Consider the following 14,890-nt stretch of genomic DNA (forward strand, 5'->3'; position numbering starts at 1 on the left):
TCTCAAGGCCATGAAGAAAAGAATAAGTTTAATCGTAGCAGTACTATTGGTTTTGGCATCATGCCAAAAAAAAGAGGAACCCGTTGAAGTTTCTCCGGAAGAATTCCATGCCTCTGTGGACAAAGTAATCGAAATAATGATCCATGATATATTCTCGCCTCCTGTGGCCAGTAGGATTTTTGCCTACTCCAACATTGCGGCATATGAGATTATTGCCAAGAAAGACGATAATTATAAATCCTTGGCGGGGCAAGTAACGGATTTGGAAAATATTCCAGACCCCACCAATAGTGAGAATATCAACTACGAGATGGCCGCCCTCATCGCCCATATGAATATTAGCAAGAGGCTTATCTTTTCCGAAGAAAGAATGGAAAGCTTTAGGGACAGCCTATATTCTACTTGGAAGGAAAAGAACGAAACCGTTTTTAATGCCAGTAAAGAGTATGGACTGGAAGTAGCCAATTTTGTGGGAGACTGGATGAACAAGGACAACTATAAGGAAACACGCACCATGCCCAAGTTCTCCGTAGATTCGAACGACCCTTCTCGCTGGCAACCTACTCCTCCGGCCTATATGAACGGGATTGAACCACATTGGATGAAAATACGTCCCTTCGCTATTGATTCCGCCCAGCAGTTCAAGCCCATTCCACCACCAGAGTTTTCCATGGAAAAAGACTCAAAGTTTTATCAGGAAGTAATGGAAGTGTACGAGGTTAGAAAAAGTATGGTGGGCAAAGGTGATAAATCCGACGAGATTGCAATTGCACAGTTTTGGGATTGTAATCCTTATGTTTCCGTGACCCGAGGACACTTAATGTTCGCCACTAAAAAGATTACTCCCGGGGCCCATTGGATCGGCATCACTAAAATTGCTGCAAGAAAAACCAATGCGGATTTTGCAAAAACCGTATATGCCTATACTAAAACCTCTATTGCTATCGCAGATGGATTCATTAGCTGTTGGGACGAAAAATATAGAAGTAACCTAATTCGCCCAGAGACCGTGATCAACGAATACATTGATGACAGCTGGGAACCTGTATTGCAAACACCGCCGTTTCCAGAGTATACCAGCGGACATAGTGTGGTATCAGGGGCAGCAGCCATAGCATTGACCGATATATTTGGTGATGACTTTGCCTTTGATGATGACACTGAAGTAGCATATGGCCTACCAGTACGTTCCTTTACGTCCTTTAACCAAGCCTCGGACGAGGCCGCATTGAGCCGCATGTACGGAGGTATTCATTATCGTGCTGCAATTGAAGTGGGAATTAAGCAAGGGCGGGACCTAGGAAAATTTATCGTGGACAAACTGGATATGACAAAAGGCTAATCCGTATTTTTGCTCCTTAGTTATGAGGAAGATTATTTCTATAATCCTTGCCCTAGTGGTTGGAGTAATTTTGTGGTATCTGTTCTTAAAGCCCCAAGATTATCAGGTCAATTTTAAGGCGAAGGCAATTCCTGGGACCATATACGAAACCGTAAAAGCATGGAACAAGGGCTTTGATTCCGTAATCCCTATAGATTACAAAACTCCAAGCCATTTTGAGCAGACCATTCTTGTTAATGACTCGGTACACATATATGATTGGAAGATAACCCGGGTGCACGATTCCCTTAGTGAAGTCGAGGTGAACATCAAAGATTTATCCCATTCCCTTGGCAATCGTTTATCAGTCCCCTTTTCGGATACAGATTTTGAAAAAGGCTCCAGAAAGCTATTGTTGGATTTCAATTCTTTATTGAATGAGCACATAAAGGGCTTTAAAGTATCCATTGAAAATGAAGAAGAAACATTTTCATCATTTTGTGCCTGTGTCAAACTTAATACTTCTCCCGAAGACAAAGCAAAGGGCATGATGGCAAACTATAATTTCTTGGACGGCATCCTTGCAGAGAACGAAGTACAGCTGAACGGTCCTCCATTTGTGGAAGTCTTGGATTGGGATTTAGATAATAATCTGCTTTCCTATAACTTCTGTAATCCCATTGTAAGATCGGAAAAACTTCCGGACCACCCAGATATCGAGTATAAGCGAATGTTCAGTAAAAATGCGCTTAAAGCGGTTTACCATGGTAACTATATCACCTCGGACCGTGCTTGGTATGCTTTGCTTGATTACGCCAAAGAGAACAACATCTCCATAGAGAAAAAACCAATTGAGGTTTTTCATAACAACCCCCACATTGGCGGGAATGAACTTGAATGGACAACCGAGGTGTTTATGCCTATAAAGGAATCCAATGAATAAACTTGTCCTTATTTTTTTAGTAATGGCAGTAAGTGCCTGTGCTCAACAAACCTATTTAGGTGAATTGGACAAACTTGGAAAATTTCCTTCCAAGCTCAAAGAAGTTTCTGGTTTGGAGGTGACCCAAGATGGCAAGATATGGGTTATTGAGGATAGTGGAAACAAGGATAAAATTTATAGGGTCGATAAAGAGGGTGACATTAAGGAATCACTGAAAATTGATCACGCCAAGAACATAGATTGGGAAGATTTGACCATGGATACCAAAGGCAACCTGTATATTGGGGATTTTGGCAACAACAAAAATGCTCGGGAAGATTTGGTCATTTATAAGGTTACCAAAGATGAAATGGAGAAAAAAGAACCCAATGCGCATAAGATTGAGTTCTCTTACCCTCAGCAGAACGATTTTCCACCAGAGAAAGACAGCCTCTATTTTGATACAGAAGGTTTTTTCCACTTAAACAATTACCTCTATATATTTACAAAAAACCGCACGCGGCCCTATTCAGGGAAGACTTTGATTTACCGAGTACCGGACAAAGGAGGGGAGTATAAAGCTGAATTTTTAGGTGACTTGTTCCTATGCGGCGACCAGAGTCATTGCTCAGTTACCAGTGCGGATATTTCTCCCGATGGTAAAATAGTTGCCCTCTTAAGCTATGGATTTGTTTTTCTATTGACGGATTTCACCGCTCCGGATTTTACAAAATCCTCCATTAAGGTCGTTGATCTACAGACCGACACACAGATTGAATCGGTTTGTTTTTTCGATAACAAAACCCTTCTGATCGCTGATGAAGAAAACAAACATGGGGGCAGAAAGCTTTATCAATATCGATTTCGATAAGTCAATTATATCGATATAGCATTCGCACATATTATTTTATGACTTTTCTTTTGGTCATAAAACATAAAACAATTTCCCTGTAAACTTTCTAATTTGCTTTTAATCATTTAATTAATGACATTTGGGAGTTATGATTCCCAAACAACAACTTAGCCTACAGCTCTTAAAAGAGCACTTTGGTTTTGATTCCTTTTTGCCCAATCAGCAAGCCATTGTCAATAATATTTTACAAGGGTTGGATCTTTTGTGCATAATGCCTACAGGTGGCGGAAAGTCTATTTGTTTTCAGTTACCTGCACTTCTTCTTAATGGAACGGCCATTGTAGTTTCGCCCCTTATAGCCTTAATGAAGGATCAAGTGGATGCACTCCAGGCCAACGGTATTGCAGCATCATTTTACAACAGCAGCCAGCCGCATGAAATACAAAACGAAATTTTAAATAAACTTCGGTCGCAGCAAATCAAGCTTCTATACATAGCTCCCGAAAGCCTACCACATTTGTTACCCTATTTAACCGATGACAATGTGAGTTTGTTCGCAGTGGATGAAGCGCACTGTATTTCGGCTTGGGGACACGATTTTCGTCCAGCATACACACAGTTAAATCAACTGAAGGAACTTTTCCCAAACGTTCCAATAGCTGCATTTACTGCCACTGCCGATAGTGCAACGCAAAACGATATTCTTGAACAACTCAATATAAAAAATGCAGAAAGACACATTGCTTCTTTCGACCGAAAGAATCTATTTCTCGAAGTACGTCCCGGGACGAATCGGTTTCAACAAATAATCCAATTCTTGGAACAACGGACAGACCAAAATGGAATTATTTATTGTCTGAGCCGAAAAGGCACTGAAAAACTAGCTGAAAAATTAAATAATAATGGATTGAACGCCAAGGCATACCACGCCGGAATGGAAGCAGAGGCACGCAACAGAGTGCAAGAAGACTTTGTCAATGATCGCACATCAATAATCGTGGCGACCATTGCTTTTGGGATGGGTATTGACAAAAGCAATGTACGGTGGGTAATCCATTATAACATGCCTAAAAATATTGAGAGTTACTATCAGGAAATTGGTCGTAGTGGGCGTGATGGTCTGCCCGCAGACACTTTGTTGTTTTACAGCTTTTCCGATGTGATCCAACTGCGAAAATTTATAGAAGATTCACCTACAAGGGATGTACAATTAGCCAAATTAGAACGTATGCAACAGTTTGCCGAAGCCTTAAGCTGTCGTCGTATTGCCTTGTTGAACTATTTTGGCGAACATGTTTCGGAAAATTGTGGTCATTGTGACAATTGTAAATCCCCTCCCCAATATTTCGATGGTACCATATTGGCACAGAAAGTCTGCTCGGCAGTATATCGGTTAAAGCAACAAGAAGCTATAACCATAGTTATAGATGTACTTCGTGGTTCTCAAAATGCCCGAGTATATGACAAAGGCTATCAAAATATAAAAACGTTTGGTGCTGTTAAGGACATTTCTTGGCAGGATTTGCAACAGTATATCATCCAAATGGTCAATCAAGGTATTTTGGAGATTCGTTTTCATGAGAATGGGCGCTTGGTGCTTACCCCTTTGGCCAATCAAATTTTATTTGAAGGTCGAAAAGTCCAGCTTGCGATGTTCCAAAAAGCAGAAAAAACCTCCCGTGGCAAAAAAGCCGAAAGAACACAAGCCACCGGTCTGTTCGATAAATTAAAAGCTCTCCGTACAGAAATAGCTATTGAAGAAAAAGTACCTGCCTACATCGTATTCAGCGATTCCACGTTGCGGGATATGGAAGCCAAACTGCCCGAAACAATTACAGATTTTATGGAGGTAAGTGGCGTGGGCGAAGCAAAAAAGAACAAATATGGCGCACGCTTCCTTACAGCCATCAATGCCTGGTCGGCATCCAAAAAAAGCACTCATGAGCTCTCATTTTCACTATTTGAAAAGGGTATGAAGGTCTCCGACATTTCCGGACAACGGGAATTGAAAGAAGATACCATTTATAGTCATTTTATTAAAGTCCACGAAGAGGGCAGACCCATTGACTTACATCAATTCATATCCAAAGAAGACATCAATAAAATCCAAACGGCCAAAGCCGAGCTTGGTGATCAAGTGGAAGGCCTGAAACCTTATTTTGTTCATTTTGAGGAAGAGATACCTTATTGGAAAATTAAAATGGCACTCTACCTTTTGGAAAACCTGGATTGATAAGACACTTAAAAATCATTAAAACCCGAACCCAAGTCCAAAAGCAAAACGTAGCCCATCCACACTGTTGAAAAGCCCAAAGTTGGCCGTAAGCACATCCACTCCATTTAAGAAGAATCCTCCTCCGTACGAATTGTGCCATTTATTCGATTCTTCACCGGGATACCAAACGCGGCCATAGTCAAACCCTCCATAAATCCCTGGTGTTATGGGCATCAGGCCGGTCTTCATACTTCTAAAGCTATACCTAAGGTCGGTATTTTGAAAATAGGCTGTTTTGCCGGAAAATCTTTGGAAACGGAACCCTCGCAACCCATTGTTTCCACCAATACTGGCGGCTTGATAAAATTCGTAGCCGTTCCCGATAATAAAATGTCCCTTGAACTTGGTGGCGAGTACTAACATGCCATCGGCAGTAAGCTTATGATCTAAAGAAAATGATGGAATCACATATCCGAACGACTTGGAGGAATCATCCAAATTGGTCTTAAACCCACCTTCGATGGCAAATGCCATTCCCAAAGTCGGAAAGGCTTCATTATCAGTATTCGAATAGCTGTATTCCCCATCGACCCCAAAAAAGCTCAAATGGTTTTCCTCTCCATTTTCCAAATAAAACTCATTAATGAACCTATCCTCGGTTTCCTCAATTTCAATATTCTCATAGGATACTCCCAATCGTGCCTTGGAACCGAAAAATCCCCGCCACACCAATGATGGTGCAAATCTCAAGTTTCGGATACGGACCCGGTTATAATCCAACTCCAAGGGTTCTTCATCATCATTATTGACCGTCTCATTCCCAAAACCAAAAAAGTTTTGGGTAAAATTAGGACTGGTGAACCTTGCATGGAGTTCCAAATTCACCTTATTGAAAATATGGGCAAATTCCCCACGATAACCCAAGTCAAAACCATCCGTCGCAAAATAGTAGGCTGCACTTACCGTATGCTGCTGCGTAAATGGATTTTTTCTGAATCCATTAAAGGTATAGGTGTTGGCCAAGCCTATCATAACACCATCGTCTGGATTGAATCCTACAGTGGGCAACGTTTGATTGTTGCTGCCTTTTATGTTCAGAAAGTCATACGTATTGGTATCGTAATCATTAACCAATTTTACTTTACCTCCGTAAGCTTCCTCCAAAGTGTTCTTCTTTGATTTAAAATCATAGATCAAAAACCGTTTGGAATCTTCCGAGACCTTATAAACGTCATTGTTTTGACCTCCAGCGATACGCACCTTTATTTTTGATGTTTCCGTATTGGCCTCAAAAATATCATCATCATCCAATCCATAGATCCAGATTTCTTTGGTATAATCGGGACTGTAAACTTTATCGAAGAACAAATCCGTGTACTCCCCTCCTTTGATCCGATAGGCCCTCACCTCAACATTTCCATTGGGACGCGAGACAATATTGAAATAATCATCCTTATCCGTGCCCGTAATTACACTGTATTTGTTCAAAACGGCATAGTACTCACGTGCTGTTTGCACCAAGTTTTCTTTTCGGGCCAAAAGAATTCTTTTGATTTCTGTCAAGGTTTCGTCCCTCACCTCTTCTGGAAAAGCCAAAAATGCCTCATCGATTATTTCACCTGTCAGATTTTGTTGGATAAATTTGGCCTGTTCTATCCACATCTCCATATCGGTTTCTGTAAGCAAGGCCATATCCAAGGCAAAGGTTCGGGGTGAAGAGGTCAACCCTTTCACGCTTCTAACCTCTTCATGAAATCCTTCAAAAATACGAAGCGCCGGAACTGCCCTGGATCCAAAGTTCATGATGAGGCCATCTCCCCAACGGGAAAACACCTGATCTCTATCACGGGCAATAGGTTTGTATACCTTGTTTCCGTCTTCGGTTTTAAATTCTGCCCAACGCCATTGGTCCACATGCCTGTCCCAATCCCCGATCAAGATATCGAACAAGCGGGCCTTTACGTATTCCCTTTGGTCTATGCTATATTCCTCATCTTCGCGGAGCTTGTCCATAAGATCGTAGGTACTTTCTATTTTTTTTGTGAATCCAAAGCTTTCCAGATTATCATGGTCGTCCGAGACATGCTCCTCGATCATATATAGGCCATCACCGAACTCCTTGTTGTAATCGCCCAAAACGGATTGCTTTGGCACATAGTACAATTTAGGGTTGGTGTGGTACATTCCAAGTGCGTCCGATAGTCTATCAATGGTAAATGGTGCATACGGATGTGCACCTGTATATAGATCCAACAGCAATTTTTCGGGGTACGTGTCCTCGAACTTTCCAATGACGTATTGGTCCTGAAAAGCTATGGCCTGAAGGTATCGCTCTGCACTTTTTCGCAAGCCCCTCATCACATACTCCCTACCATCTTTATCGGCTAATCGTAACGAGTTCGATTGGTTTCCTCCACCTTTTCGAACAACGGTCAATCCACCAAAGAGGGTATCTAACCGAACGGTGGGCGCCTTTACTTTGGTTCCATAATACTTCCTGTAGCGTTCGCCCCAAAGCAATTTGTGAAACCCACTCTTCTCGATCTCTTCCGGTTCGTATACGGACGCCATTTTATATGGAGGAAAATCTTCGGCCAGTCCCAGCCGTTCCGTAGATCTATCGGGTGGAAGGACTTCAGTTTGATATAGCAGTGCTGTTGCATTGGCATCGGCACCATAAAACTCAACTTGTGATGAACCATCCGTATACACCCTTAAAATTGCATAGCCAGTTTTACCTGTTGAAAATTTACTGCCGTTCAAAAGTCGGGTGGTACCTGTTTTGGCCCCCGAACCACTTACAATTTGAGGTTTCCCATATTCCTCGATGTACTGAAGCGTATGCTCATGACCGGATGCAAATATGATCTTATCGGAATATTGGGAAAGGGTCACAATTCTTTGCTTAAGCTCATTATACTTCCTGTTGGATATATCTTCGGAAGTGGCTCCTGAAGTTTTTCGCAGCAGATTAATGGCAGACCCCAAAATAGGCAACGGAACCTTTCCTCCGTTGGGATATATGCCTTGCTTAAATGAAAATTGACCACCGTGCGATCCATAGGTAAACATAGGATGGTGCATGGCCAAAATGATGGTTTTGTCCCTATTTTTCTTGATTATGCTCTCCAATTCCTCAAAAAAACGGTTTCTGCTCTTTATTTCGCAATCATCATTTATAGTAGGATGCTTGTCCCAATTTACAATGTACCACTCTGTATCAATGGCGACGAGCAAGACCTTGTCATTGACCTCTATCTCTTCAATGGGGCATCCGTTCTCTGGCTGAAAAGCATCATTATCATCCAGTGCTTCCTCCACATATTCTTCTTCTCGTTTTAGGCCTTTGAGCCCCTCCGTGTACCAATCATGATTTCCAGGGATAAAGAGCTTCTTCCCCTTGTAGTTCTCCAAAGTGCTCAATTGAGCATCCAAATGGTTTTTGGCTTCCAGATATGCAATGGTGGAATCCTTTTTATCGGGTAGGCCAGCAGGATAAATATTATCTCCCAAAAAGATGGCGGTACTATTGGCGTCGGCCTGATCTAAAACCTTTTTAAACGCTTTTAGAGTAGGGTTTACATCACCCATCGGGGATTTGCCTGCATCACCAATCAAATAAAATGTGTGTTCGACCTCCTTTTCGATTAGAACATTGTGTGCGGAAAAAGGCTCTGCATATTTGGCTTCATATGTTGCACAAGCAGAGACCAAGACCATTAAAAACAGTAAAAAGTAATGTTTCTTCATATACACGAGGTTGATTCCAAAATTTTGTAATTTGGATGCTCTAATCTGGAACTATGTCGGAAATCGTTGAAAAAACTGAACACTTTGTTTCTGAACTACTAACAAAAGAACTAGATGCAAGGTTCTTGTACCACAACTTGCGACATACCCAAAGAGTAGTCAAAAGTACTAAAGAATTGCTCAACTATTATAACCTGAGCGAAGTTGAAAACGAAAGGTTAATGTTAGCTGCATGGCTACATGATACGGGGCATACCAAAGGTTGGGAAAACCATGAGGAAAACAGTTGTGAGATTGCCAAAGATTTTTTGGAAAAGAATGGGTATGACGCTGAAGGGATTGAACAGGTTTGTTCGTTGATCATGGTCACCAAAATGTGCAACGAGCCATCCAACCTTTTGGAAGGGATTATCCGAGATGCCGACATATCCCATTTTGCTAAAAAAAGCTATTGGGAGACCACCGATTTCTTAAAAGAAGAACTGAAAGCTTTGGGAATTGCCGATTATTCCAACAAGGAATGGCGGGACAAAAACATTAAAATGTTCCGCACCAAACATAATTTCTTCACCGACTATGCCAAGGAAAATTGGGAAGAAGGCAAACAACAAAACCTTAAAAAATTGTTGAAAGAAAAGAAAGAAGAAAAAAAGATTGCCAAAAAAGAAGCCTTGAAGGCCAAGTACAAAAATGAGAGCCCCGATAGAAGCGTTCAAACCTTGTACCGGGTCACACTAAAAAATCATTTAAAATTGAGCGATATTGCCGATACCAAAGCGAACATATTGCTTTCGGTCAACGCTATAGTCATTTCTTTGGTGTTGGCCAATCTATTGACCAAGTTGGACAATCCGTCCAATACCTACATGATTTATCCTACCTTGATTTTGATCATGTTCAGTGTTGTCTCCATGGTACTTTCGGTATTGGCCACCAGACCCAATGTCACGAGTGGTAAATTCACCAAGGAAGATGTGGAAAAAAGAAAGGTAAACCTCCTGTTTTTCGGAAACTTTCACCAAATGGAGCTTTCCGAATACGAATGGGCACTGAAAGAGCTGGTAAAGGATAAGGATTATGTATACTCTTCCTTGACCAAAGACCTCTATTACTTGGGCGTTGTCCTTAACAAAAAATATAAAATACTACGGATTACCTACAATATTTTTATGTTGGGCATGATTATCTCCGTAATCTCTTTTATAATCGCCTTTAGGTATTTTGGCCCGGAAAGGCTGATTTTCTAATCTAGGAGTTTAGTTCTTCCATTAAATCGTCGTAAGTATAGGTGCGCTCCGATTTTTTGTCCTTTTGATAAAGAATCTCTGCCCGTATCGCTTTTAATCCAGATACACCTTGGACACCTTCGAGCTCCACGATTTCAATATTATTGGTAAAATAGCCTTTCGCCTTTAGGAAGCTGATATATCGCATATACTCCTTTTCATCTTTACGTTGGGAGTACACAATGGCCAATTTGCCCTTTTGTGTCAAACGCTCATTGGTTCCCTTAATGAATGATTTATCGATACGCTTTTTGATCACTTCGTAACGTGCATTGTAGGTGCCGTCCACATCAAAACGCTTCTCGTCCATTCTAAATCGTATTGCCAATGATGTGCTGTACACCAAAACCAAGGAAGCTACGTCCAGTTTTACAGGTAATTTTGGTTTTAGGCTATAGTATTTATTTTCCATTTCGCACATTACCTGAAGCTGCCACAACCTAAGATTGCTCAAGAACAGTTCACTGAACTCCCTATCCTTGGTAATGGAACTTCCGATATACATGTTATGCTCAACGCCATCGGTTTTATAGCGCTCAAAATAGTGTGGGAACATTTCCTGTGCTTCTTCCTGCCTTTTATCAAGAAGAGCGGCAAGCTTCATATTGGCCTCCATTACACTATTATCGTAATTTCTACGGTGATCATAATAGCTCTCGGTGGCCTTATCTATTTTTTGATTGTATTGCTCCAACAAACCTGCAATTTCTTCATCTTCTTTTTGGAGATGATTAAATACGGGGTCTACTTCTTCCTTCACAAAATCAAAAACGGCTTGCTCTGTATGTGTGTACAAGGCTTCTTTTACCTCGCTCAAATAATTATTTACCCTAAATCGCAATTCTTCGTAAATAGGGAGTTTATATTTTTGAAAAGCGATATCCAGAACATCGTTGATTTCCGAAAGTTGAATCATTAAATCCCTTTGGATGGCGAGATTTCGCTCTTGGGCCGAATCTTTGATATCAATTTGGCCATACAACGGGTAAACATCCTTGAAAACCACCTCCTTGAATACAGGTTCGTTGCCCGCCAGTTCGTCTGCCATAAAACGCTTGGCTTCTTCTTGGAATTTCCAATACACGGATGGATGGACCGAGGTACACTCATGCTGGATTACGGCATCGATCAAGTTTTCCTCTTCTTCTATGGTCCGCATCACGGCTGCGACTATGTAAGGCATCACATCATCCAATTTGTTTGCGTTGACGCTATTGAGTTCGTTGACCTTGCCCGATACCAATTCCAAAACGCCCAAAAGGTTCCCGTTAACGGCAATGGGAGCCAATATGGCACTTTTGATGCCTTGCTCCATCAAACTTTTATAAGGTTGAATCTCACCGTGCGACCCTTCAAAATATTTTTCTACATTGGAGATGGCGAAATACTTGTTCTCCTTGAACAATTTTCCATGGGTATGGTTACAGAACATGGAATCACATTCTTCCATATCCTTCCCGTTAAGGATATAACTTTCCATCCCCTTGCCATATATCTTAAAAAAACGATTGGCACTGGAATCGTATCCCGAGAAACCAACTTTGATGTCGTTAAGATTGAAGAATGACCTAAAGGTGTCCTCAAAACTTTCCATAAAGGTATCCTTGCCCCTTTGGGCACGGCCTATCAAGGTCGATTTTATTTCTGATACGGAATGCTCCGATGTTACATCGAACATATTGGAAATAACGAAGCCTTTGGCAATAAAACTATTTGGCGGGATTTTATCCCTCCATATGTCCAAATTGTAAAAATTGTCAAGCAACTCGTCCACATCTTCCTGGGTAAGTTCCTTGGCTTTTTCGGTAGGTATGATTTCCATAAAATCCGCATTGTACAAAATACGGTACCTGCGCATCACACCATTGGTATCTGGAATATCGTAAAAGAAGGGACGTTTAAAATCAAGGTTATATCCGTAATGGAATTTTAAAATCACGGTACACCTCATAATGTAATCAAACTCCCTAGGGATATTGGTGATGGTTAAATCAAAATCTTCGCCTGCATCCTTCAAGATCTGACGAAAACGCTCGGAAGAGTTGAACACCAAATTCTCAAATGGCGTGGAAGCGGTTTTGATTTCGTTCTTCGTTAAAATGGGCGAAAAAGAATCCTCCAAGATTACTCGAATCACATCCTTGTGCTTTTCCAACAAGGACAAATCGGTGAAACCTTCCCTCAATACCGGGTACGGAGCCTGTTGGTCCAAGACGTACTTTGCTCGTTCCACTTCATGAGCGTTGTCGCTATTGAGCAGTTCATCGTAATGCTCCAACAATTTATTGAAGCTTACCAATTGAACCAGGGGGCTCTCTGAATTGAGGTTATGATTCATACCCAACTTAGTCGTGGTTTAGGTCACAAAGTTACAAAAAGTACAAATGGAGTTCCATTATTGTGGTTCTTTATGGACAAATCACCATTTTTAAGGATATTTAGCAAAAACTTTTAGATGTCCTCATCAAAACGATTAGACAGAGCCTACAAAAATGCTGTGACAATTCCATTCGACGAAGATTCCAAGTTTATCTTTTTCAGCGACTGCCATCGTGGGGACAATAGTTTTGCGGACGATTTTGCCAATAACAGGAATATTTATTTCCATGCACTCAATCATTACTACCGAGAGGGGTTTACCTATATTGAGTTGGGGGATGGTGATGAACTTTGGGAAAACATCAGTTTTGAAGCAATTTTTGAGGCGCATAAGAATGTTTATCAATTATTAAAACGGTTTCATTTGGAAAAACGCCTCCATATGCTTTGGGGCAATCATGATATGGTTTATCGTGATTCTGAGTATGTTGATAAACACCTCTCACATTATTTTGAGCCCATCGACGGCTCCGACAAAGAACTTTTTGAGGGAATCACCTACCATGAGGCCCTTATTTTAAAACATACCAAAACGGGTCAGGAACTTTTCTGTGTTCACGGTCACCAAGCGGATTGGTGGAACTATGTTTGTTGGCGCATTGGTCGATTTTTGGTAAGGATTTTATGGAAACCACTTCAGGTCGTCGGCATTGCCGACCCTACCAGCCCTGCCAAAAACTATAAGGAACTTATCCGTATCGAAAAACGAATCAAGCGTTGGATACTGAAAAAAGATTTGCTAATCACGTTAGCAGGTCATACACACCGGCCTCGATTTCCTGAACCTGGTCAAATTCCTTTTTTTAATGATGGAAGTTGCGTTCACCCACGTAGCATCACCGGCATCGAGATTGTAAATGGTGAGATATCACTGATCAAATGGTATATTGGCACCAAACCAGATGGCACCCTTCAGATTGTAAGGGTATTATTGGAAGGTCCTGAAAAATTGGCTGATTACCAGACTGAATAAAAATGCAGGCAGTACAACACATCCTAGATCAAATCCCTATCCGGCACGACGTATCCTCGCATATTATGCTATTGGGCATTATCCAAGGATTGTTTTTGGCCCTGGTTATTTTTTTAAGGGCCAAACGGAAATCGGCCATCACTCTCTTTGGATGGTCACTTTTGGTACAATGCCTTGTTTTTTTGGATGTATACCTCTGTTACACCGGACTCATCAAATATGCTTTCCACTTAAATGATTCCACGGAATTCTTGGTATTGATGATCATGCCCACCATGTACTTTTTTTTGTATACCCTTTTAAACAGAAAACCATTTACCCTTAAAAAACATTGGCCGCATTTTGTGCTCCCACTGCTCTATTTAATCTCTCAATTCAACTATTACACAAGTCCAATCGAAGTAAAAATAAACGCGTATTTAGGTGCTTATTATAGAAATTTGGGCTTTTTGGATGTGCCAAAGACCATGGATTACTCCTACCATCATATCAAAGATGAATTTAGATGGCTGGTACTCCTGAGCTTTACATTTTATCTCATCCTGTCCATAATATTGGTTATAAAGTCATGGAAAAAGGGATGGACCCCATCCAAAAACATAAAGATGGACAAGTATATTTTCTCAAGAAATACGGTTATCATCTTTTTGGTACTCATGTTTACCTTGCTTTTAATTTATCTGAACTATGATGATGATGGCGGTGATCACATCATAGGAATCATGCAGACCATTACTATTTTCATTACATCATTTTTCATCCTTTCGGAATCGCGCTTTTTTGAAAAATCATGGATTGCCGATAAATATGAGACTATTGCAGGGAATCCCATTCAATTTGAAGCTGTTGAAAGTTTTATTTCCGAGGCCCAGTATTATACCAAGCAAGACATCACGCTAAAAAAAGTGGCAGAGCAGTTGGACACCAATGCTAACGCCATTTCCAGACTCATCAACTCGGAAACCGGCACAAATTTCAACGAATACATGAACCAAAAAAGAATTGCGTTGGCACAGGAAAGATTGTTGGATAAAGAATTTAAACATCTTACAGTTGAAGCTATTGGGGCATCTGTCGGTTTCAAATCCAAGTCTGCCTTTTACAACGCTTTCAAAAAACATACAGGTCAATCGCCCTCATTATTTATGAAGCAATACCGGGGTTAATTTCTCCAGAATTACAATTCAGGAC

Annotated in this window: 9 protein-coding genes; 7 read left to right on the forward strand and 2 right to left on the reverse strand. The window is 41.0% G+C overall.

All coding sequences use genetic code 11. The annotated features are described in order from the left end of the window. Positions 1–10 precede the first annotated feature (10 nt). From DCK90_RS09735 to recQ, 4 genes are all read left to right on the forward strand, one after another. Positions 11–1,342, forward strand: a complete 1,332-nt coding sequence (locus tag DCK90_RS09735; protein WP_108246015.1) for a vanadium-dependent haloperoxidase — start codon at positions 11–13, stop codon at positions 1,340–1,342. Between the two features lie 22 nt (positions 1,343–1,364). After that, entirely contained in the window at positions 1,365–2,264 is a 900-nt protein-coding gene (locus tag DCK90_RS09740) for a GyrI-like domain-containing protein (RefSeq protein WP_108246016.1), read from the forward strand. Continuing rightward, complete coding sequence (locus tag DCK90_RS09745; protein WP_108246017.1) at positions 2,257–3,114, forward strand: NHL repeat-containing protein; 858 nt, start codon at positions 2,257–2,259, stop codon at positions 3,112–3,114. The genes DCK90_RS09740 and DCK90_RS09745 overlap by 8 nt, the downstream gene beginning before the upstream one ends. A 130-nt stretch (positions 3,115–3,244) precedes the next feature. Further along, positions 3,245–5,329: a DNA helicase RecQ gene (gene recQ / locus DCK90_RS09750; protein WP_108246018.1), complete on the forward strand. Its 2,085-nt coding sequence runs from the start codon at positions 3,245–3,247 to the stop codon at positions 5,327–5,329. 18 nt (positions 5,330–5,347) lie between these two features. Here the strand turns inward: recQ and DCK90_RS09755 are convergent, their stop codons facing one another. Beyond that, entirely contained in the window at positions 5,348–9,061 is a 3,714-nt protein-coding gene (locus DCK90_RS09755; protein WP_199912677.1) for a metallophosphoesterase, read from the reverse strand. A 53-nt stretch (positions 9,062–9,114) separates the two neighbouring features. Between DCK90_RS09755 and DCK90_RS09760 the strand changes: the two genes are divergently transcribed. After that, positions 9,115–10,308: a Pycsar system effector family protein gene (locus tag DCK90_RS09760; RefSeq protein WP_108246020.1), complete on the forward strand. Its 1,194-nt coding sequence runs from the start codon at positions 9,115–9,117 to the stop codon at positions 10,306–10,308. Between the two features lies 1 nt (position 10,309). Here DCK90_RS09760 and DCK90_RS09765 read toward each other — a convergent pair whose 3' ends face one another. Further along, entirely contained in the window at positions 10,310–12,685 is a 2,376-nt protein-coding gene (locus DCK90_RS09765; RefSeq protein WP_108246021.1) for a GAF domain-containing protein, read from the reverse strand. A 117-nt stretch (positions 12,686–12,802) separates the two neighbouring features. Here DCK90_RS09765 and DCK90_RS09770 point away from each other — a divergent pair, with 117 nt between their 5' ends. Further along, positions 12,803–13,699 (forward strand): metallophosphoesterase, encoded by an 897-nt coding sequence (locus DCK90_RS09770; protein WP_108246022.1) that lies wholly within the window; start codon positions 12,803–12,805, stop codon positions 13,697–13,699. Positions 13,700–13,701: 2 nt separating this feature from the next. Then, positions 13,702–14,865: a helix-turn-helix domain-containing protein gene (locus tag DCK90_RS09775; RefSeq protein WP_108246023.1), complete on the forward strand. Its 1,164-nt coding sequence runs from the start codon at positions 13,702–13,704 to the stop codon at positions 14,863–14,865. The last annotated feature ends 25 nt before the right edge of the window (positions 14,866–14,890 follow it).

The sequence above is a fragment of the Muricauda brasiliensis genome, from assembly GCF_003057865.1.
In the GTDB taxonomy this organism is placed as follows: domain Bacteria; phylum Bacteroidota; class Bacteroidia; order Flavobacteriales; family Flavobacteriaceae; genus Flagellimonas; species Flagellimonas chongwuensis.

Bases quoted from the DNA above. Each gene is read 5' to 3' on its own strand.
- DCK90_RS09735 (WP_108246015.1), top strand. From the start codon at position 11: ATGAAGAAAAGAATAAGTTTAATCGTAGCAGTACTATTGGTTTTGGCA.
- DCK90_RS09760 (WP_108246020.1), top strand. From the start codon at position 9,115: ATGTCGGAAATCGTTGAAAAAACTGAACACTTTGTTTCTGAACTACTA.
- DCK90_RS09775 (WP_108246023.1), top strand. From the start codon at position 13,702: ATGCAGGCAGTACAACACATCCTAGATCAAATCCCTATCCGGCACGAC.
- DCK90_RS09770 (WP_108246022.1), top strand. From the start codon at position 12,803: ATGTCCTCATCAAAACGATTAGACAGAGCCTACAAAAATGCTGTGACA.
- DCK90_RS09740 (WP_108246016.1), top strand. From the start codon at position 1,365: ATGAGGAAGATTATTTCTATAATCCTTGCCCTAGTGGTTGGAGTAATT.
- DCK90_RS09755 (WP_199912677.1), bottom strand. From the start codon at position 9,061: ATGAAGAAACATTACTTTTTACTGTTTTTAATGGTCTTGGTCTCTGCT.
- recQ (WP_108246018.1), top strand. From the start codon at position 3,245: ATGATTCCCAAACAACAACTTAGCCTACAGCTCTTAAAAGAGCACTTT.
- DCK90_RS09745 (WP_108246017.1), top strand. From the start codon at position 2,257: ATGAATAAACTTGTCCTTATTTTTTTAGTAATGGCAGTAAGTGCCTGT.
- DCK90_RS09765 (WP_108246021.1), bottom strand. From the start codon at position 12,685: ATGAATCATAACCTCAATTCAGAGAGCCCCCTGGTTCAATTGGTAAGC.